Genomic DNA, 19,271 nt, shown 5'->3' on the forward strand with positions numbered 1-19,271 from the left:
CGAATGCGCTCCGCGATCCGACTAGGGGGCTAGTCGATCCGATTAGCGGTGGCGGAAACCATCGTCAGTGAGAAGGATGTCGACAGGATCGGCCTGGAATATCTGCCGTCCGCCGCGCCGCGCCATTTCGGCATAGCGGGCGAGCGCGGTGCTGTCTCCGCTGCGCAGGGCCGCCTCATGCGTGCCCGCCATGATCGCGCCCTGGATCATCAGCATCTCGCCAAATTCCTGGCGCAGCGCATCGCTGTTCACTTGGTCGGCGACACGGGCGAAAGCGCCAGCCGCCTGTCGCCTCACGCCTGCGGCCTGCGCGCGGGTGATGTCGGGCCGATGGTCGTTGGCGACGCCCCATTGGGCGAGCATGTAGAAGGCAAGGCCGTCGATCGCGTCATTGGCGCTGTAGCCCAGCTGTGGCGCCACTTTTTTATATTCGGCGACGGCGCGGCCCGACAGCACGATCTGCCGCATTTCGGCTTCCTGGGCCGCGCCTTCCCTGCCAGCGGCTTCGCCCATGATGTCGGCCAGCTTGCGCCGCACCGCGGGATCGGGACGATAGCCGCCATCGACATTGGCAACCACGCCCTGGCCGGGGGAGAGGTCGAGCGCCGGCAAGCTGCTCGGATCGAAGCGTGCGGGCGGCGCGCCCTGCTGAGGTCCTGCGGGCGCGAAGAGCGACGCCAGCAAGGCGGAGGCCGCGGTCAGGCTGTGCAGCATCATCCCTGTCGTCCCGCCCTCACGCCCGGTCGTCTGCGCACAGGCTGAGCGTCGCGCCGTCGCGGGTGATGTCGATCCGCGCCGGCACCACGGCATCGGCATGGTCGGCCGCTGCGCCCGCTTCGATCGCGATGGCGGTGCCATTGTCGAGCCCGAACCAGCTTTGCGCATGCAGCGCGGCCTCGCCGCCCCAGATCGGGCTGCGCGTGTCGCTGGGCCGATGTTCGATCAGGACCTGCCCCGTCGCGCCATCGAGCAGCAGCCGATAATCGGCGCCAAGGTCCAGAGCGGCGCAGCCCGTGCCGGGCGCGAGCGTCACATCGCCGGCGGCTTCAGGATCGGCAAGGCCGCCGCCGACAGCCTCATAATGGCGGGCGATGCGGGGAAAGGCGGTGCCGCCGTGCACGTCGCTGCCGAAGGATCCGTAGATGCCGGGGCCCATTTGCTGGCAGCTGGTGTTGGCGCTGCGGTTCGCCGCACTCTTGGGCGGCAGATACCAGGCCATGGTGTTGAACGGCCGGTCCAGCAGCGGAACCGAATCGCCGACCTGATTGGTAAGATAGCCCAAGAGCATCATGGCGGGTCTCCTGTCTCTGCCTGTGTCCGGCAGGATGGCGGCGGCCCGCCGCCGTCGCACTCCGCTATCCGACTAGTCCCCTAGTCGATCCGATTAGAGGCCGGCGCCCGCGCACAGCCCTTCCAGCTTGCGAACGCGCGGCTCGTTCGCGCCCAGTTCCGCCCGGAAGCGCGGAAGGCTGGCGCACGCGCGCCGCTGGCCAGCCGTGGGAGCAGCGTTGGCGCTCGATCTGCCTTCGCGGATGCGACGCGCTTGGCCTTCGGCGACGGAGCGATGGAATATGCCCTCGGCCGCCTGGCCTGGGCTGATGACGGGCGCGATATCCTGAGCGGTTGCGACGCCGACGGGTGCCACAAGCGCCAGCGCAATGATTACAGTTCGGAACATGATCGTCCTCCTGTGCTGTCAAGCCCCTGATAAAAGAGGCGGAGGCCCGATCCAAGGGATGGGCCTCCAACCGTTTGCTTTGCGGGGTAAGCGGATTATTGCTTACGCGCGGTGTTCGACATGGCTTCGCCGATCGTCTTGATGGCGTTGTTGGTCGCGTTCATCAGCATGCTGAACTGCTGCGACACGACGCCGAATTCGGCCGAGGCGCTGGCGTCGTCGCCCTTCAGCGATTCGGCGCGGCTCTGCATGTCCTGACCCAGACGGTCCAGTTCCTCGCCCAGCGCCTGCGCCATCGCCATCAGCCAGCCCGGCGCACCGGTCGAACCGGCACCAGCGACCTTGCCCTTGCCGCCCGAAGCCTTAGCGTCCTTGAACTCTTCGCTCTGGCTCATTTCCTCGATGAACTGCATCATCATCTGCTGGACGCCATTCTGGGCCTGGGCGATGTCAAAGGGCGAAGCGCCGACACCGGCGCCGAACTGGTCGATCGCTTCATCGATGTTGCTGGCCGCGCCCTGGAAGTCGCCGATCGAACCAGCGAACTGGCTCTGCGCCATGTCGATGATGCCCTGGGGCAAGCCAAGCTTGTCGCCGAACTGCTGCAGGATCTGCTGACCCATTTGCGAGAAGACCTGCTGCGCCAACTGGGCGACGACGCCGCCGATCGGGCCGAGCATCGAGGTGGCGAGGAGGGAAATGGGGTTGAAGGAACCAATGCCAAACATCGTTATTCTCCTGTCCTTGAAAATCCGGCCCTCAAAGGGCGCCTGAACGGCGGCGCGAACGGGTCGAACCGCCGTCGTCGCCATCCTGTATGACCGACCTGCCAGCCGTCCGCCCTCCCCGATCCGACTAGGGTCCTAAGCGATCCGACTAGCTGAGCGGGTGGAAGAGCAGGCCGGCAAGCGCGTTGAGTTCGCGCACGCCGTCCAGCTCCAGCTTGCGGCACATATTGTTGAGGTGCACGCGCACCGTATTTTCGCTGATGACCAGCAGGGTCGCGATGTCGGCATTGGCGCGGCCCCAGCCCAGGAAGCGCAGCACCGCCACTTCGGTTCGGGTGAGCGTGCCGATCGCCTGGCTATGCCGTTCGGGCACGCGTGAGCGGGGGATGCGAAACTCGCCGATCGGCACATCCTCCTCCGCCGCGCGCGCATCGGCCTGGCGCAGCAAGCGCATCAATTCGCGCAGGCGGGCTTCCTCGTCCTGCCCGTCGGTCATCGCGCCAGCGTCCTTGCCACCGCGCGGACGATGTCGCTACGGGTAGACAGGTCCTTCAGCACCGCCTGCGCGAGCAGCGGCACCAGGATGAGGAGCAGCGCGGTCGCGGCCCAGCTCTTGATCGAGAGCGACAGGGAAAAGACGTTGAGCTGCTGCGCAAAGCGGTTGAGCAGGCCGAGCGCAGCATCGACGACATAGAGCATCACCAGAATCGGCGCGGCGAAGACCAGCGCCAGCGTCATCAAGCGACCGAATTCCCCTTCGAACAGGATCAGCGACTGCGGATCCAGCACGGGCCAGCTCTTGGCGATCGGCCAGATGACGAAGCTTTCCATGATGGTGCCAACCAGCAGCAACAGTCCGCCCCAGGCGGCGAAGAGGACATGGGCGAGCCGTTGCAGCAGCGATCCGGTGAGCGATGTCATGGTGCCGCCATTGGGCTCCAATATCTGGCCGATGGTCGCGCCGACCTTGGCGTCGATAATCTCGCCCGCCGCCTCCATCGCCCAGAGGATGGTGGCGAAGAAGAAGCCGATGGCGATGCCGATCCCGGCTTCGCGCAGCAGCATGATCGCCCAGCCGAAAGTGCCGATATCCTGCACCATGAAATTGGGCTGGAGGGCGAAGGCGACGCCGCCGAAGGTGAGGATGATCGCGTTGCGGACCGTGGCGGGAATGGTGTTTTGCGCGAACAGGGGGATGATGGCGAAGGCAAAGCCGAAGCGGGCCGAGGCGATGCCGACCAGCAGCAATTCCATCATCCATCCCGGCACGCCCTGCATGCCTCCCATCGCGCCCGCCATCACTGGCGCACCATGGCCGGGAACTGGGTGAAGATGGTGTTGCCATATTGGTAGAGGCTGCCCGCCAGCAGCGAGGCGGTGAGGAAGATGGTGGCGACGATGGCGAAGAATTTGAGCGTATATTGCAGCGTCTGTTCCTGAAGCTGCGTCGCCGCCTGCACCAGCGCGACCAGCAGCCCGACGGCCGAGGCCGCAACGATCGGCGGGGCGGACAGCAGCAGCACCAGCCACAGCGCGTCGATCGTCATGCGGATGATGCTGTCAGACATAGCTGAGCACCAGTCCGTGCGAGAGCTTCACCCACCCGTCGACCAGCACGAACAGCAAGATTTTGAACGGCAGGGATATTGTGACGGGCGAGAGCATCATCATGCCCATCGCCAGCAGAATGTTGGAGATCACGAGGTCGATCACCAGGAAGGGCAGGAAGATGAGGAAGCCGATCTGGAAGGCGACGGTCAGTTCGCGCACGACGAAGGCAGGCACGACGACGATGAAGTCGGTGGCGCTCGCCGCCTGCGTGCCGCTCTGTTTGGCGACTCGCTGCTGCGTGCGCAGGAAGAAGGCACGCTCGTCCGCGGCGCTATGCTTGATGAGGAAGGCGCGCAGCGGCTCCTTGGCGCGGTCGGCGGCGGAGAATATCTCGCTGGTCTGGGATGGTACGGCCTGCTGCCCCGAGGCCGCCGCCATCTGCTGCATGGTGGGATACATGACATAGACCGACAGAACGAGCGCCATGCCGTTCAGCACGACATTGGGCGGCACCTGCTGCAGCCCCAGCGCATTGCGCAGCAAGGACAGCACCACCACGATCTTGGTGAAGCTGGTCACCATCACGGCGAAGAAGGGCGCGAGTGCGATGAGGACGACGACGACAAGAGCGCTGCCGGGCGTGAAGGCGGACACGTCCATGGGTTCAGCCCTCCTTGAGAACCGTCTCTATGAGCACGCCATAGCTGTCGCCGACCGACACGATCTGGCCCGCCGCAATAGCGCGGCCGCCCGCGATGATACGGACGGGAAGCGCGCCGTCGCGATCCTGCAAGGGCAGCACGCCGCCCTGCTGCACCGCCTGAAGCCGAGAGAGCGGGACATCGGTCTGGTCCAGCTCGAAGCGCAGTTGCACCGAAAAATCGTCCGCCGGGAATGTCGAGCCGGCGGGGGTTGGAGACATGGCAGGCGTATCGGCATCATCCATGATCTTCTCCTCTTGGGAACAAGCGGCTCAGTGCGGCCGGAAGCAGCGGGCGACCGGATCGAGCCGGCCCGGGATCGCATCGCCGTGCGGCGGGCACAGCGTGGCAGCGATGGGAGCCGGCCCGATCAGCAGCAGGTCGCCGGGCGAAAGCGTCGCCGCGTCGGCCGGGGACAGGCGCGGTCCCGCGACAGCGATCGCGACAGGCAGCGCGATATGGCCGAGCAGCGATGGCGCGAGCGGCGCGGGCTGGGCCAGAATGACCGCGTCGAACGGGACCGACAGCAGCAGGACGATCTGCTGGTCGAGCGAGCCGATCCGCACAGTCAGCCCGGCGGTGTCGGGACATGGACCGATGTCGAGCGGGTCCAACGTCAGGCCGAGCGCAGCTTCGACGGCGCTGAGCAGATCGTCGGCCGCGTCCAGCAGCGCCGCCATCCCCGGGCCATCGCCGGCATCCATGGACAGCGCGCGGCCGCCGAAGCGGAGCAGGCGAAAGGCGATGGCGTCAGCGCAGCGGAACCAGGCGGTCGCATCGTCGCCGCGCGGCAGAAGCTGCGCGCGCAGTACCTGATCATCGACGCTCAGGCCGCACAGCGCGCCGAGCAGGCTCTGGCGCAGATGCGCCTCCTCCGCACCCATGACAGGAAAGCGAGGCGGCTCGGGCGTCATCAGGGCCGTCCATCCGGGGCGAACGGCGCGGCGCGGCCTTCGGGCCAGCGCGCGAGCAGGCTGATATTGCCGCCAGTGACGCCGATCAGCATGACCTCGCCCCGCACCTCGACGAGGGCGATGCGCTCGCGCTGGCCCACGGCCATGGCGCGCAGGAAGCGGATCGGCTGCTCGGTGGCTTCGCCGCCGCCCTGGAAATGATCGTTCCACCGCCGCAGCAGCCGCAGCGCCACCCATGCCAGGCCCAGCACGACGGCGAGCGCCAGCACAACGGCCAGCAGGCTGAGGAAGAAAGTCCCCGCGTTCATTCCGCATCCTCCCGCACCGGAGCTTCCAACCCGTCGCGCGCCCGGCGCGCCCACAGGATGATTTCGGCAATCGCATCAAACCGGTCGCGCGGGATCGGCCCGCCCACCTCGCTTTCGCCCCAGACGCCGCGCGCCAGGCCGATATTGCGCACGATCGGCACGCCTTCGCGCTCCGCCTCGGCGCGCATGGCGGCGGCGAGCGGCCCTTCGCCCTTGGCCGCGACCATCGGCACCGGACAGTCTTCGGGATCATAGTCGAGTGCGATGGCGAGATGCGTCGGATTGGTCAGCAGCACATTGGCGCGGCCGGCGGCCGCCACGGCATTTTGATTGGCCCATTCCTCATGGAGTTGCCGGCGTTGCGCGCGCAGCATTGGATCGCCTTCATTATCCTTATGCTCCTGCTTGATGTCGCGCCGGCTCATCCGCAATTTCTTGATGAAGCTGTGCTGCGCCCAGGCGCGATCGGCGGCGGCGACAAGCAGGAAGATGGCGCAGGTCCAGGCGAAGAGCTGGATCGACACCGACCGGATCAGCGCCAGCATCGCACTCGCCACTTGGTCGCCATGATGGTCAACCGGCGACCATCCCGCCGCCTGCACCAAGCTGACGAAACCATCGGCCGAGCGCCAGAGGATGACCCCGGCGATCGTCAGGATCAGCGTAGCCTTCGCGACGGTCTTGAGGAGCTCGACCAGATTGTCCATGCTGAACATGCGCTTGAGCCCTTCGATCGGGTTCAGCTTGTCGAGTGAAGGCTTGAGCTTTTCGGTGGTGACGAGGGCGCCGACCTGTACGAATTCAGCGATTACGCCGATCAGCGCGGCAGGCCCCAGGATCAATAGACTGACCGACACCAGCACGAGCAGCGCCGCCCAGCCCAGTACGGGCGCGGCCGCATCGAAGGGCATGCTGGTCGCCGTGCCGAGCGTATCGCGCATCAGACCGGTGATCTGCGCGCCGGCATGGCCGGCCGCGAACAGCAGCAGCAGGAACCACATGATCATGCCGAGAGCGGGCCCGACATCCTTCGACTTGGCGATGTCGCCCTTGCGGCGGGCGTCGCGCAGCCGCTTGGGAGTCGGCTTCTCGGTCTTGTCACCGCCGTCATTCTTTTGCGCCATGGAAACTCCACACCGTGCCTGGAGGCATGAACCGGGAAGAAGCTGTGCGGCAGTCAATGGGAACCGGCGCCAAACAGCTTCATGAAGTGCGTGTGTGGACCCAAGTAAAAGTTTAGACAAAGCGTCGCTTCGTCAACCCTCGATGGCAGGATTGGGACGAGCCGTTCATCTTCGCAGATGTTTCGACTTCGACATGGTAATTCATCTAGTCGTAACGATTATGTGACTGATTCGTCACGGTTCCATAGCAATCGACCAGTTGATTTCACTTCATCGCCTCTTGGCCACAATCCGTCTCGTTACAGTGGCTTCGCCGAAATTGTAGCGCGACAAAGCCCTCGCCAATCCGTCGCTCTCTGGGCGGATAAGCACAAGTATATGACGACAAATATCGTTAGATTACTACAGACTTAGACTGATCGAGAATTTGGTGTGTGGACGTCACCAGATAGGAGATCGTCAGGATGGCAATCGCAATTTTTCGCAATATTTCTATTGCGACTCTATTCGCATGTTCATCGGCGGGCAGCATTGCCTATGCTGAGGATAATGTAAGCTGGCGGGACATCGATTTCGGGTCCTGCCCGCTGAACGCCAATCTGCGCGTCGCCGATGGCGGCAGCACGAACGGCTATATGGCGTTACAGGGCTGTGCGGCGCGGATCGTCGTCGCTCCGCGCGCGCCGATCAGCACGACGCCCGACGTGGCGCGCATCATCGGTGTCAAGGAAGACAAGCCCAAGAAGCCGGAGCGCCGCCGCGGCAAGACCGCGCTGGCCGAACCGCCGCCGGGCACGCGCCGGGTCAGTGCCATGCTGGATCGTCCGGTCAAGATTGCCGGCTTCATGCCGGATTTCGACTCGCATATCCAGGCGACCGCCGCCGCCCACCGCATCGACCCGCTGTTCCTGCACGCAATCATCGGCACCGAATCGACCTATCGCGCCAGCGCACTGTCGCATGCCGGCGCGCGCGGGCTGATGCAGATCATGCCGGGTACCGGCGCCCGCTTCGGCGTTGCGCGGGACGCACTCTATGATCCGGCCACCAATATCGAAACCGGCGCGCGGCTGCTGAAATCGCTGCAGAAGCGCTACGGCAAGGATTTCGACCTGATCCTGGCCGCCTATAATGCAGGTGAAGGCGCGGTGGCGCGCTATGGCAACCAGATCCCCCCCTATCGCGAAACGCAGGATTATGTCGTCAAGGTGATGGCGCGCTATGCCGCGCTGCGCGGCGGAGCGACGCGCTGATGGCCGCCAGCCTGATTTCCCGCCTGCCGCGCGGCGCGGTGCGCCCGGCCGACCTGATGCTGATCGTCGCCGTGGTGGCGATCGTCGCGCTGTTGATCCTGCCGTTGCCGGCAATCATGATCGACATGCTGGTCGCGACCAATATCGCCATCGGCCTGCTGCTGCTGCTTTCCACGCTGCACATCACCAAGCCGCTCGATTTCTCCACCTTTCCCACAGTGCTGCTGCTTTCGACGCTGTTTCGCCTGTCGCTTTCGATCGCGACCACGCGCATGATCCTGACGACCGCCGAGGGCGGGCACATCATCCAGCAGTTCGGCGAAATGGTCGCCGGCGGCAATCTGATCGTCGGGCTGGTCGTCTTCCTGATCGTCACGGTCGTGCAGTTCATCGTCATTTCCAAGGGCGCCGAGCGCGTCGCCGAAGTGGCGGCGCGGTTCAGCCTGGACGCGATGCCCGGCAAGCAATTGTCGATCGACAGCGACCTGCGGTCCGGGCTGATCGGCAAAGACGAAGCGCGTGAGCGGCGGCGGACGCTGGAGCTGGAAAGCAAGCTGCACGGCAGCCTGGATGGCGCGATGAAGTTTGTGAAGGGCGACGCCATCGCCTCCATCGTCATCGTGCTGATCAACCTGGTCGGGGGCCTGGCCGTCGGCGTCTTTTCCCACGGGATGGAAGCGGGCGAGGCGATGCAGGTCTTTTCGATCCTGACCATCGGCGACGGCCTTGTCGCACAGATCCCGGCGCTGTTCAGCGCCATGGCGGCCGGCCTGCTGGTTACCCGCACGACGGACGAAAGCCGTGACGGGAGCCTGGGCCCGGCGATCGTGCAGCAGATCGGCAGCAAGCCCAAGGTGCTGGCGCCCGCCGCGATCCTGTGCCTGTTGATGGCGCTGATCCCCGGCTTTCCCGCTGCGGTCTTCATCGGCATCGCCTTTGCGCTGGGCAGCGCGGCGGCGTGGCAGCATCCGGTGTCGCACGCCTGGATCATGGGCAAGGCAGCGCGGTTCGACAAAGGCGAGAAGCCGCTGCCGCAAACGCTGGCGGCACAGCCCGAAGCGCCGCGCCCGGTGCGGCCGCTGGTGCTGGAGATCGCCGCGCCCGCGCTCGATGCGGCCCAGGCCGAACGGCTGCGCGCCCGTTTCGTGCTGGTGATCGAAGCCGTGCAGGCGCGGCTGGGGCTGCCGATGCCGGCGGGCGAAGTCACGACCCGGCTGCTGCCCGAGGGGGAGCGGCCGCGCTGGACGCTGAGCGCCTATGAGGCGCCGGTCGGATCGGGCGAAGTGGACGGGCCGTTCGAAGAGGCGATCGCGCCGGCGATCGAGGCGCTGCTGCGGCGCAATGCCGCCCGTTTCCTGGGGCTTCAGGAAACCACCACCATGCTCAACCGCATGGGCGCCGACTATCCCGACCTGGTCAAGGAAGTCGTGCGCGCCGTGTCATCCCCGCGCATCGCCGAAGTGCTGCGCCTGCTTGCCGAAGAGGAGGTCTGTTTGCGGAATCTGCGCGACGTGTTGGAAGCCATCGCCGAAATCGGTCAATCGGAACGCAATGCGGTACCGATCGCGGACCGCACGCGGGTGGCGCTGCGCCGCTATATCGCCGCACCCCATATGGCGGATGGCCGTTTCCCCGTGCTGGTCGTGGGCGGCCGGCTGGAGCGTTTCTTCCGCGACAATCTACAGACGGTGGAGGGCGTCGCGCACCTCGCCATGCCGCCTGACCAAGCGCGCACGCTGATCGGCATGATCCGCAGCGAAACCGCCAAATGCGGTGCGCGGGCGATCATCACCGCCTATGATCTGCGCCGGCCGCTGCGGCAGTTGACCGCCGGCGACCTCTTCGGCTTGCCGATCCTGTGCTATAATGAGCTGACGCCCGCGCTGCCGCTGGACGTTGTCGGCACGCTCGACCGGACGCCCGACGCGATCGAGGAACAGGCGCCGATGGAGGCCGCGGCATGAGGGGGATGCTGCGCCTATCCTGTGCGCTCGCGCTGGCCAGCGCCACGCCCGCGCTGCATGCCGCCGAGCCGCCCTTTGGCGACCGCAAGGTCAACATCACCGCGCGCGATCAGCCGGCCCCCGATTTCCTGAACCAGTTCTTTGCCGCATCGGGCCTGCGGGTCGCGGTGAACGGCACGGTGTCTGGCAAGATCAACGGCCGTTTTTCGGGCATGCCCGCCGATATCTGGCGGCAGGTGGCGAGCGCGTTCAACCTGATCGCCTATTATGACGGGTCGGTCGTCACCGTCTACAGCGCCAATGACGTGCAGAGCCGCACGATGAGCGTGGCGACAGGGCGCGCGGCCGACCTGTCGGGCGCGGTCACGCGCGGGCGATTGAGCGACGGCAACAATCGTGTGCGCATCACATCGGCCGAAAGCGTGCTGGCGACCGGCGTGCCCCGTTTTCTGGACCAAGTGCAGCAAATCGCCAGCGCCCTGCCCCGCACAGCCGTGCGCGAGCGGCCGCCGGTCGCCGCGATCGCGCCAGGTCGCGCCCAGCCGCTGACGCCCGGCGGCATCGACCCCTATGAACTACGCGTCTTCTACCTGCGCTACGCCCGCGCCGATGACACCACGCTGCACACGGGCGATCGCGAAGTGCGCGTGCCAGGCGTCGCCACCATCGTCGCGCGCGTGATGGGCGACAGGCTGCCGATCGGCACTGTTGGCGGCAGCTATGGCGCGCAGCAGGTGCGCCAGTCGGTGCCGCGCCTGATGGGCAAGGGGCTGGACAGCGTCGCGCCCGACGCGTCGCGCTCCACCCCTTATGACAATGACGAGGAGGATTATCTGGGCCTGCCGGGCCAGGAGCCGATCGTGGTCCAGGCTCAGCCTGTACCGCAGGCCGGCCCGCGCATCACCGTCGATCCTTCGCTCAACGCCGTCATCGTGCGCGACCGCCCCGAAAACATGCCCGCTTATGAGGGGTTGGTGCGGTCGCTGGATGTCGCGCCGCAGATCGTGGAGCTGGAAGCGACGATCATCGACATCAATGTCGATCGGCTGCGCGAGCTGGGCATCAACTGGCGCTTCCGGAGCGGCGACTGGGGCGCGCTGTTCGGCGGCGACATCGTCCGGCGCACGGGCAATCCGTTGACCGACTCGCTGAACACCGGCAGCGTCAATCGCGGCCTGTCGCTGTCGGGCATCATCGGCGCGAACAACGAGTTCATCGCCCGCATCAGCGCGCTGGAGGAAAAGGGCGCGGCAAAGGTGGTGTCGCGACCGCAGCTCGTCACCCTGTCCAATGTCGAGGCGGTGTTCGACCGCACCCGCACCTTTTATGTCCGGGTCGCGGGCGATCGGCAGGTCGACCTGTTCAACGTGACTGCCGGCACGGTGCTGCGCGTCAACCCGCACGTGCTGGTCGATAATGGCCAGCCGCGCATCCGCATGGTCGTCAATGTCGAGGATGGCGCGCTGCTCGACGGCACGGTTGACCGCATTCCGGTGGTGGAGCGCGCCAGCGTCAATACCCAGGCGCTGATCGCCGAGGGCGAAAGCCTGTTGCTGGGCGGCCTGACCGTCAATTCCGACATGGACGCGGAAACCGCCATTCCGGTGCTGGGGCAGATCCCGGTGCTGGGCGAATTGTTCAAGTCACGATCGAAGCGCCGCCAGCATGTGGAGCGGCTCTTCCTGATTTCCCCGCGCATCAACCGGCTGGACACGCCGACAATGACGTCGCCCATGCCAACCAGCTTCGGCGGGGCGCCCGCGTCCCCGCCTGCGCCCCGTCTGCAGATGGAGACCCTGCAATGACCGCTGCAACCATCCGAGGTATCGACATGCCGCGCGGCACCGCCGTCGCGCACCGCGTGCTCAAACTCCTGTCGGGCCGCCTGTCCGGCAAGGCCTACCCGCTCGACGGGCGCGCGCGCGTCAGCATCGGCCATGGCCTGGCCAATGACGTGGTGCTGCGCGGCGCGGGCACGCGCGACTGCGCGATCGAACTGGAACTCAACCCCGACACGGCGCAGCTGCGCGTGCTGCAGGGGCAGGTGGAGTTGCTGGGCCGCACACTGGCAGCGGGCGAGCAGGCGGTGCTGCCGGCCTATCTGCCCTTCCGTCTGGGCGAATATCTGGTCGCGCATGGCGCCCCGGTATCGCCGCGCTGGGAGGATGCGAGCAAGATCGCCGATACACCCTGCGGCGTTGCGGTCGGGCCGTTGCAGGCGCCGCGCCTGATCGACCGGATGCTGGACATGGGCCGCGCGCATGTTGGCCGGATCGACCGCAAGATGGCGCGGCTGGCGCTAGGCGCGGGCTGCGCCGGGTTGTTGTGCGTCGCGGCGGCCGAACCGCTGGGAACGCTGGTCGCCGGCCAGAGCGGCGACAAGGCCGCCCTGAGTCGCGCCGTGCGGCAGGCGGGCTTCGGCGGCGTCACGGTCGGCGAAGCGCCGGGCGGCGCGCTCAGCATCGGCGGCGTGGTGCGCGACGAAGAGGAGCTGGCCCGGCTGCGCGCGCTCGCGCCCCAGCATGGCGACGGCGTGATCGTCGATGCCCAGACCGGCCCGCAACTCGCCAGTGCGGCTACCGACATCCTGCAGGGCAAGGGCGTCGCTGCGCGCGTCAGCCCGGCCCAGCCCGGCGCGCTGGTCGTGCGCGCGGGCTATATGCCCGCCGACCGGCAGGCCCAGATTAGGGCCGACCTGCGCAAAGACCTGCCCGCCGTGCGGCAGGTGGGATTCCGCGTGGACGACAGCCTGGACGCGAGCCCGCTGCAATCTTTCTTCACCCAGAGCGGCGCGGGGCTGGCGACGATCGTCGCCGATCCCGCCCATATCGTGACCGCCGACGGGTCGCACTGGTTTCCGGGCGCCACCCTGCCCACCGGACATCATCTGGTGTCCGTCGCCCCCAATGCCGTCACCTTCGAGAAGGACGGCCGGATGGAACGCATCACCCCCTGAAGACGCACATAAGGAGATTTGACATGACCGACAGCATTTCCCGCGCCGACATGGCGACCTTGGCCAATACGCCGCTGACCGGCGCGCGCATGCGCCAGGACGACGCGCCCGGCAACTGGTTCGAAGCCTTTGCCTCCGCCTGGGGCAAGGCGCTCGACCGCCAGGCCGCGACGATCGAACAGAAATCCGACCTGATCGCCAATGAAGGCGGCGATAACCCCTCGCAGATCACCATGCTGACCGCCGAGGCGATGAAGATGAGCTTCCTGTCGAACAGCTCGCACAGTTCGATTGACAGCGTGTCCAAGGCGCTCGAAACCATGGCGCGCAAGCAATGATGGTCGATCCCGTCACCGCGCAGGCGGCGATCCCCGCCCGGCAGGTGGAGCTGGCCCCGGCCATGCCCCAGCAGGCCGGGCAGGACGCGGCGGCCGATTTTGCGGCGTCGCTCAAGGTCGCGGCGACCGAGCATATCGGCGGCACCGACATGTCGCCGGCGCTGCGCGGCATGCTCGGCACGCTGGACAAGGTGAATGGCGAAGCCAAGTCGGTCGCCGACTATGCCCGGTCGGTGGAAGGCACGGGCGGCGAACTGACGCCGGGCGAGGTCGTCCAGCTGACGATGCGCTGCCAGGAATTCATGTTCCATTGCCAGCTGACGTCCAACATCGCCAATCGCAGCTCGGAAGGCGTGCAGCAGCTGTTCCGCCAGCAGGGCTGAAACTGAGAGGAGAGAGACGGTGATCCCCAGAATCGGAAGGTCGGGCCTGGCCCTGGTCGCCGCGCTGGCGCTGGCCGGGTGCGGCAGCCAGGAAATCTACGGTCAATTGAAGGAGGGTCAGGCCAACGACATGATCGCGGCGCTGCGCGACGCGCATATCGATGCCGCCAAATCAGCGGACAAGGACGGCCAGTGGGCCGTCGCCGTCAGCCCCGACGATTTTTCCAAGGCGATCCAGCTGCTGCGGGCCAAGGGCCTGCCGCGCGAGGATTTCGCCAATCTGGGGTCGCTGTTCGAGAAGAAGGGGCTCGTCTCCTCCCCAGTGGAGGAACGGGCGCGGCTGATCTACGGGTTGAGCCAGGAACTGAGCCACACCGTGAGCGAGATTGACGGCGTCGTCCAGGCGCGCGTCCATCTCGCCATGCCGGAAGCCGACCCCCTGTCCGACAAAATCAAGCCCGCATCGGCCGCCATCTTCGTCAAATATCAGCCCGGCTATGACCTGCGCAGCCAGACCGGGGCGATTAAGTCGCTGGTGACCAACAGCATCGAAGGACTGGCCTATGACAAGGTGTCGGTGGTGATGGTGCCAAGCCAGGCCGCGCCGCCGCCCGAGCAGTCGATGCTGGTAGCGAGCTTCGACAGCTGGGCAAGCCGCTTGCTGCTGGCGCTGGCCGGGCTGGGCGGGCTCGCCACCCTGTTCTGGCGTCGGCGGCGCCCCGTCGCGGTCCCCGCACGGGTCGAGAGCGAGCAGGCATGAGCAGCGGTTCGGCGGCGCGGCGCGAACTGGCGCAGGTGGCGCGTCATGGCGGCTGGCCGATGACTCGTGGCGCGCGCCTTGGTCGCCCGGCGCGACCGGATTTTGCGACGTTGCGCGCGCTACCGCGATGGCCGGCTCTGGCCCCCGCGCGGCAGCAGCGAGTCGCGACGGTCGCGCTGCTGATCGGCGCGCAGTCGGCGCTGGGGCGACTGATCGACGGCGCGCGCCTGCGCGGCTACGCCATGCTGGTGGGCGCGCCGGTACTGGAACGGCTGTGGATGCTGGAAGATGGCGGTCGCGATCCACTGCCCCCAATTGAGGTGCTGCCTCATGCAGCCGAGCGCTTGCTGCGCGGGGCGGCCACGGACGCCGAGGCGCGCCAACGCTTGGGCCAGGCCGAAGCGCTTCTCAAGGAACTGGACGCATGGCCTTTCACCTGATCCACGCCGATGGGCGCAGCCTGCTAGCGAGCGACAAGCCGCTGCTGCGCGACCAGGAGCGCGCGCCGATTACCGAGGCCGTCGCGCTGCTGGACGCGGTGCGGGGCTGGCATGACAGGCAGGCACAAGCCCTGGCCGAGGCGCGCGAGGCGGCGGCTGCGGAGGGCCGGCGCACCGGTGAAGAGGAGGGCCGCGCTGCCTTTGCCGAGGCGATCGTCGCGCTGACCGAGGAGGCGCAGGCCGATGCCGCCCGCCGCGACGAGGATGTCGCCGCATTGGCTTTGGCGGCGCTGCGCCAGATGGTCGGCGCGCTACCCGCCGAGGATAGAATGGCCGGCATCGCCCGCCGCGCCGTCGAGGCGCTGGGGTCGCGCGGACCGATATTGGTCGAAGTGTCCGCCGCGATGCAGCCGCATATCGAGCGCGCATTCGCCGACCGGCCGTCATCGGTCGAACTGGCGGTACGGCCGCGCGAAGGCCTAACCGACGACCAGTGCCGGCTAACGGCCCCGGATGGTCGGATCGTCGCCGATGTGGGCGTACAGATACAATCCTTCGCCGCGCGCTGGGAGGTGGCCGATGCGCTCTGACACCCGCCTGTCCGCCCTGTTCGACACGCTGGAGGCCGGGCCGGGCTTCGAGCAGCGTGGCAAGGTACGCGGCGCGATCGGCACGGCGATCCGCGTGAGCGGCGTCACCGTGCGCATCGGCGACATTTGCGAGTTGGCGAGCCCGGCGGGCCGCCATTCGCTGCTGGCCGAGGTGGTCGGCCTGTCCGAACATGAAGCGATCCTGTCGCCGATGGGAGACCTGCGCGGCCTGTCGGGCGAAACCGAAGTGATGGTGCGCGTGGGCGAGGACCGCGTGCCGGTGTCGGGCGCGCTGCTGGGCCGGGTGCTGGACGCGCGGTTGCAACCGCTCGACGGGCGGCCACCGGTCGAAACGCCGGCCAGCCAGCCCCTCTATGCCGCCGCGCCCAATCCGATGGAGCGCCAGCGGATCGACAGGCAGGTGGAAACGGGCGTGCGCGCGATCGACGGGCTGCTGCCGCTGGGACGCGGGCAACGGATCGGCGTGTTTGCCGCGGCAGGCGGCGGCAAGAGTACCTTGCTCGGCACGCTGGCGCGGCAAGCCCAGGCCGACGTTATTGTCATCGCTCTGATCGGCGAGCGCGGTCGCGAGGTGCGCGAATTCATCGAGGACAATCTGGGCAGCGAGGGACTGGCGCGATCGGTGGTGATTGCATCGACATCCGACCGCCCGGCGCTGGAGCGCGCGCGCGCCGCCCATGCCGCCACCGCCATCGCCGAGGGCTTTCGCGCCGAGGGCAAGCATGTCCTGCTGCTCATGGATTCGGTGACACGCTTCGCCCGCGCACTGCGCGAGATCGGTCTGGCGTCGGGCGAGCCGCCGGTGCGGCGCGGCTTTCCCCCTTCGGTCTTCGCCGAACTGCCGCGCCTGTTTGAACGGGCCGGATGCGACGCCTGCGGCGAGATCACCGGTATCTATACGGTGCTGCTGGAGGAGGAGGAGGATGACCCGGTCGGCGAGGAAGTGCGATCGCTGCTCGACGGTCATGTCATCCTGTCACGCAAGCTGGCGGCGCGCGGCCACTATCCTGCGATCGACATATTGGTGAGCCAGAGCCGGCTGATGGGACAGTTGATGGAGGACGGCGAGCGCCGCGCCGCCCTGTCCTTTCGCGCGATGCTCGCCAAGCTCGACGAGATCGAGCTGCTGCTGCAGGTCGGCGACTATAAGCCGGGGCAGGACGCACTGGCCGACCGCGCCATCGCGCGGCGCGACGAAATGGACGGCTTCCTGCGGCAATCGACTCATGAAACGGCGTCCTTGCCGATGACACGCGCCATCCTGAGAGGATTTGAATGATGAGCGACCAGATCGACCAGCTCAAGACCATCGTCCGGCTGCGCAAGCGCGACCTGGAGCGGTGCGCGCACGATGTAGCAGCCGCGCGGCAGGCAATCGTCGCCGCGCAGGTGCAGGAGGAGCAGGCGGCGCGCGCCTGCGCCGACGCGTTGGCGAGCCGGGCGGCGGCGATGACGGAGCGGCTCGGCCAGCCCTGCGACCCGCTGGTCCAGCTGCATTGCCAGGCCGTATCCGCACGAGCGGAGGCATCGCAGCTGCTACGCACCCAGGCCGGCGCGGCGCTGGCGGAGGCGCGTGCGCTGGCCGACCGGCTTAAGCGCGAATGGCTGCGCGCGCAGGCGCGGCATGATGCGATGTTGCAGGAACTGGAGCGCGCGGTGCAGAGCTGGCAGCGCCAGGTCGGCCGCCGCGCCGAGGACGAGGTGCGTCCCGCCCCGATCCCGGCGATGCTGGCATGAGCGCGGCGATCGACTCGACAACGCCGCAGCCGGTGGCACTGCGCACGGGCACAGGGACGCGGGCGGATACGGTCGCCAAGGACGCGGCCGGCTCCGAAGCGGCGGAAAATTTTCGCAACCTGCTGGCGCGCAAGACCAGGAATGGCGGCGGCGAGGGCAAGCCGTTGCGCAAGCAGAAAGGTGCGGACGAAGCGGCGACGCTCCCCGCGCCCGCGCCGGCTACCGCCATGCCGTTGGCATTGTCGGCGCAGACCCTGGGGGTGGCAAAGCATGGCTCCGCGTCAGGGCCGAGCGATGACAAGGTGAGCCAGGCGCTCGCGCCTCAACTCCAGCGGACGGGCGAGGCGCAGGGCGCGCCAGTGGCGACATCCCCTGCCGGCGCGGCCGTGCAAGAGGCGGCGAGCGCGCAAATGTGGGTGCAGCGGATGGATGCAGGAGCCCCGTCATCGGCCTCCACCCACCTCTGTCTGCCAGGCGACCAGTGGCGCGCCGAACATGTGCGGATCGATGCGCAGCAAGGTGGGCTGTCCGTGGTGATCGACCTTGGCGCAGACGCGCAGGACAGGAATGAGGCGCTCAAGGAGCTCGAAGCGCGGCTGCGCGCCCGAGGGCTGGACGCGACGATCCGCGACGGCGGGGCAGCGCTGCGCTAAACGGCCTTCAGACCTCCGCCGCCATCGGCGCCGCATTGGTGCGCACAGGGGCGGCTCGCGTCGGTCCGACCAGACGCTGTCGCTGGGGCCGGTATGCCATCTGGCGCAATACCGCATGCAAAGCCCGATCCCATCGTCCTGACCGGCAGGATAGGCTGTTCCGCAGCAAAAGCCGCGCCATTACTTGCGCCCGATGCGATACGGTCCATTGCGCTCCGTCAGCACCGCCCCCTTCCAGCTCAGCTTGAGCTGGCCCTCGCCAAGCAGCGCGTCAACGGCGGCGTGCACCATCGGCATCGCGTCTCGCCATGGCTCCTCCGATCCAGTCATGGCGCGCGCCACCTCGCTCGGGCATATGGTCGCGTCTGCCGTTCGCTTGGCCAGCAGCGCCAAGACCGTGTGTCGCGCGCTTGCCGTCACTGCTTCCGGCGCCCTTTGCGCGACGACCGCCCCGCAGTCATCGGATCGGGCTTGGCAGGGGGCTTCCAACCCTCCGGTGCCGTCACTTGCTGTCGGTTGGTGCCGAGTCCCATAGCGCCGGGGCGCTGACGCTCGACGCCCGACAGGTCCGCCCTCTCAGCTTCGGTCACTGTGGCACCGCCGCGGATCAGGCTGATCATGTCTCGGACGCGGCTCGCCTGCTCAAAATCCAGGGCACGGACTGCGGCTTCCATTCTGGCTTGCAGGGTCTCGATCGTGTCAGTCATTTCTGCGAAACGCCTGAGAATGGATTTTCTCACCGCCGGCGAGATGATCGCGATCGATTTCGTCGAGCCATCAGCCAAGAACGATATGCAGGTGGTGGGCATGGTGATGAACCGACCGGCGCAATACCCCTATTTTCCTGAGCCGGGCTTACCGGGCAATCCCTCGCTTAAACGACGCGGTGTTCAAAACCCGTCTAAGCCGTCGCTGAACGGCTGTGGGTGCTGCGGGATGAGGGAAAAAGAAATTATGGTGCCGGGGACGACATCGAATTGAAGCATCAAGCATTTGAATTGGAATGTAATTCTCTCACTCGACATTTGACGGTACCATTAAAAATACCATCAAAATTCGTTCATTTTTAGTTCGACTTTTGTTCGCGACGAACCGCCATATTTTTACGATGAACACCCTTCAAACAAAATATTCGGGTGCAGAAGTCCCAATCGATTGGAGCCACAGAGGCG

The 19,271-nt window shown here is 66.9% G+C and carries 27 protein-coding genes; 13 read left to right on the forward strand and 14 right to left on the reverse strand.

The genetic code is table 11. The annotated features are described in order from the left end of the window. Window positions 1-42: 42 nt before the first annotated feature. The 12 genes from SKA58_RS13615 to SKA58_RS13670 form a co-directional block, all read right to left on the reverse strand. Entirely contained in the window at window positions 43-717 is a 675-nt protein-coding gene (locus tag SKA58_RS13615) for a DUF6683 family protein (RefSeq protein WP_009823029.1), read from the reverse strand. 16 nt (window positions 718-733) lie between these two features. Then, a complete protein-coding gene (locus SKA58_RS13620) occupies window positions 734-1,291 on the reverse strand; it encodes a hypothetical protein (RefSeq protein ID WP_009823030.1) in 558 nt (185 codons plus the stop codon). Between the two features lie 93 nt (window positions 1,292-1,384). Next, window positions 1,385-1,678 carry a hypothetical protein gene (locus tag SKA58_RS13625; protein ID WP_009823031.1) on the reverse strand — a complete coding sequence of 98 codons (294 nt, stop codon included), beginning with the start codon at window positions 1,676-1,678 and terminating at the stop codon, window positions 1,385-1,387. 95 nt (window positions 1,679-1,773) lie between these two features. Beyond that, complete coding sequence (locus tag SKA58_RS13630; protein ID WP_009823032.1) at window positions 1,774-2,406, reverse strand: hypothetical protein; 633 nt, start codon at window positions 2,404-2,406, stop codon at window positions 1,774-1,776. Window positions 2,407-2,554: 148 nt separating this feature from the next. After that, window positions 2,555-2,902, reverse strand: coding sequence for a helix-turn-helix domain-containing protein (locus tag SKA58_RS13635; protein ID WP_009823033.1), 348 nt, complete (start codon window positions 2,900-2,902; stop codon window positions 2,555-2,557). After that, window positions 2,899-3,693, reverse strand: a complete 795-nt coding sequence (gene sctT, locus SKA58_RS13640) for a type III secretion system export apparatus subunit SctT (RefSeq protein ID WP_232209427.1) — start codon at window positions 3,691-3,693, stop codon at window positions 2,899-2,901. The genes SKA58_RS13635 and sctT overlap by 4 nt, the downstream gene beginning before the upstream one ends. 11 nt (window positions 3,694-3,704) lie before the next feature. Further along, window positions 3,705-3,974 (reverse strand): type III secretion system export apparatus subunit SctS, encoded by a 270-nt coding sequence (gene sctS / locus SKA58_RS13645; protein WP_009823035.1) that lies wholly within the window; start codon window positions 3,972-3,974, stop codon window positions 3,705-3,707. After that, window positions 3,967-4,617 (reverse strand): type III secretion system export apparatus subunit SctR, encoded by a 651-nt coding sequence (gene sctR / locus SKA58_RS13650; RefSeq protein ID WP_009823036.1) that lies wholly within the window; start codon window positions 4,615-4,617, stop codon window positions 3,967-3,969. The genes sctS and sctR overlap by 8 nt, the downstream gene beginning before the upstream one ends. Before the next feature lie 4 nt (window positions 4,618-4,621). Further along, window positions 4,622-4,903 (reverse strand): FliM/FliN family flagellar motor switch protein, encoded by a 282-nt coding sequence (locus tag SKA58_RS13655; RefSeq protein ID WP_009823037.1) that lies wholly within the window; start codon window positions 4,901-4,903, stop codon window positions 4,622-4,624. Window positions 4,904-4,930: 27 nt separating this feature from the next. After that, on the reverse strand, window positions 4,931-5,572 hold the full coding sequence (locus SKA58_RS13660) for a hypothetical protein (RefSeq protein ID WP_156784205.1): 642 nt from the start codon (window positions 5,570-5,572) through the stop codon (window positions 4,931-4,933). After that, a complete protein-coding gene (gene fliO, locus SKA58_RS13665; protein WP_009823039.1) occupies window positions 5,572-5,880 on the reverse strand; it encodes a flagellar biosynthetic protein FliO in 309 nt (102 codons plus the stop codon). The genes SKA58_RS13660 and fliO overlap by 1 nt, the downstream gene beginning before the upstream one ends. Then, entirely contained in the window at window positions 5,877-7,004 is a 1,128-nt protein-coding gene (locus SKA58_RS13670) for an EscU/YscU/HrcU family type III secretion system export apparatus switch protein (protein ID WP_009823040.1), read from the reverse strand. The genes fliO and SKA58_RS13670 overlap by 4 nt, the downstream gene beginning before the upstream one ends. A gap of 464 nt (window positions 7,005-7,468) precedes the next feature. Here SKA58_RS13670 and SKA58_RS19190 point away from each other — a divergent pair, with 464 nt between their 5' ends. Genes SKA58_RS19190 through SKA58_RS13730 form a run of 12 tightly spaced genes read left to right on the forward strand, consistent with a single transcriptional unit; the run spans window position 7,469 to window position 18,099 of the window. After that, the gene (locus tag SKA58_RS19190) at window positions 7,469-8,257 is read left to right on the forward strand and encodes a lytic transglycosylase domain-containing protein (RefSeq protein ID WP_009823041.1); all 789 of its coding nucleotides are present in this window, start codon (window positions 7,469-7,471) and stop codon (window positions 8,255-8,257) included. After that, entirely contained in the window at window positions 8,257-10,221 is a 1,965-nt protein-coding gene (locus tag SKA58_RS13680) for a flagellar biosynthesis protein FlhA (RefSeq protein WP_009823042.1), read from the forward strand. Before SKA58_RS19190 ends, SKA58_RS13680 begins: the two co-directional genes overlap by 1 nt. Next, entirely contained in the window at window positions 10,218-12,026 is a 1,809-nt protein-coding gene (gene sctC, locus SKA58_RS13685; protein WP_083784904.1) for a type III secretion system outer membrane ring subunit SctC, read from the forward strand. Before SKA58_RS13680 ends, sctC begins: the two co-directional genes overlap by 4 nt. Continuing rightward, a complete protein-coding gene (locus SKA58_RS13690) occupies window positions 12,023-13,177 on the forward strand; it encodes a hypothetical protein (protein WP_009823044.1) in 1,155 nt (384 codons plus the stop codon). The genes sctC and SKA58_RS13690 overlap by 4 nt, the downstream gene beginning before the upstream one ends. A 23-nt stretch (window positions 13,178-13,200) precedes the next feature. Beyond that, window positions 13,201-13,515 carry a hypothetical protein gene (locus tag SKA58_RS13695; protein WP_009823045.1) on the forward strand — a complete coding sequence of 105 codons (315 nt, stop codon included), beginning with the start codon at window positions 13,201-13,203 and terminating at the stop codon, window positions 13,513-13,515. After that, complete coding sequence (locus tag SKA58_RS19195; RefSeq protein ID WP_009823046.1) at window positions 13,512-13,898, forward strand: hypothetical protein; 387 nt, start codon at window positions 13,512-13,514, stop codon at window positions 13,896-13,898. Before SKA58_RS13695 ends, SKA58_RS19195 begins: the two co-directional genes overlap by 4 nt. 19 nt (window positions 13,899-13,917) lie before the next feature. Beyond that, window positions 13,918-14,658, forward strand: coding sequence for a type III secretion system inner membrane ring lipoprotein SctJ (gene sctJ, locus SKA58_RS13705; RefSeq protein WP_009823047.1), 741 nt, complete (start codon window positions 13,918-13,920; stop codon window positions 14,656-14,658). Further along, window positions 14,655-15,098: a hypothetical protein gene (locus tag SKA58_RS13710; RefSeq protein ID WP_009823048.1), complete on the forward strand. Its 444-nt coding sequence runs from the start codon at window positions 14,655-14,657 to the stop codon at window positions 15,096-15,098. Before sctJ ends, SKA58_RS13710 begins: the two co-directional genes overlap by 4 nt. Further along, window positions 15,083-15,688, forward strand: a complete 606-nt coding sequence (locus tag SKA58_RS13715; RefSeq protein WP_009823049.1) for a hypothetical protein — start codon at window positions 15,083-15,085, stop codon at window positions 15,686-15,688. Before SKA58_RS13710 ends, SKA58_RS13715 begins: the two co-directional genes overlap by 16 nt. After that, a complete protein-coding gene (locus SKA58_RS13720; RefSeq protein WP_009823050.1) occupies window positions 15,678-16,988 on the forward strand; it encodes a FliI/YscN family ATPase in 1,311 nt (436 codons plus the stop codon). The genes SKA58_RS13715 and SKA58_RS13720 overlap by 11 nt, the downstream gene beginning before the upstream one ends. Continuing rightward, on the forward strand, window positions 16,985-17,446 hold the full coding sequence (locus tag SKA58_RS19200; protein WP_156784206.1) for a hypothetical protein: 462 nt from the start codon (window positions 16,985-16,987) through the stop codon (window positions 17,444-17,446). Before SKA58_RS13720 ends, SKA58_RS19200 begins: the two co-directional genes overlap by 4 nt. Continuing rightward, on the forward strand, window positions 17,443-18,099 hold the full coding sequence (locus SKA58_RS13730; protein WP_009823052.1) for a hypothetical protein: 657 nt from the start codon (window positions 17,443-17,445) through the stop codon (window positions 18,097-18,099). The genes SKA58_RS19200 and SKA58_RS13730 overlap by 4 nt, the downstream gene beginning before the upstream one ends. A 180-nt stretch (window positions 18,100-18,279) precedes the next feature. Here the strand turns inward: SKA58_RS13730 and SKA58_RS13735 are convergent, their stop codons facing one another. Both SKA58_RS13735 and SKA58_RS13740 read right to left on the reverse strand, forming a co-directional pair. Further along, window positions 18,280-18,519: a DUF3253 domain-containing protein gene (locus tag SKA58_RS13735; RefSeq protein WP_009823053.1), complete on the reverse strand. Its 240-nt coding sequence runs from the start codon at window positions 18,517-18,519 to the stop codon at window positions 18,280-18,282. Then, complete coding sequence (locus tag SKA58_RS13740) at window positions 18,516-18,806, reverse strand: UvrB/UvrC motif-containing protein (protein WP_037543624.1); 291 nt, start codon at window positions 18,804-18,806, stop codon at window positions 18,516-18,518. Before SKA58_RS13740 ends, SKA58_RS13735 begins: the two co-directional genes overlap by 4 nt. 19 nt (window positions 18,807-18,825) lie before the next feature. Here SKA58_RS13740 and SKA58_RS19900 point away from each other — a divergent pair, with 19 nt between their 5' ends. Next, the gene (locus SKA58_RS19900) at window positions 18,826-19,080 is read left to right on the forward strand and encodes a hypothetical protein (protein WP_156784207.1); all 255 of its coding nucleotides are present in this window, start codon (window positions 18,826-18,828) and stop codon (window positions 19,078-19,080) included. The last annotated feature ends 191 nt before the right edge of the window (window positions 19,081-19,271 follow it).

The sequence above is a fragment of the Sphingomonas sp. SKA58 genome, assembly GCF_000153545.1.
GTDB classification, from domain to species: domain Bacteria; phylum Pseudomonadota; class Alphaproteobacteria; order Sphingomonadales; family Sphingomonadaceae; genus Sphingobium; species Sphingobium soli.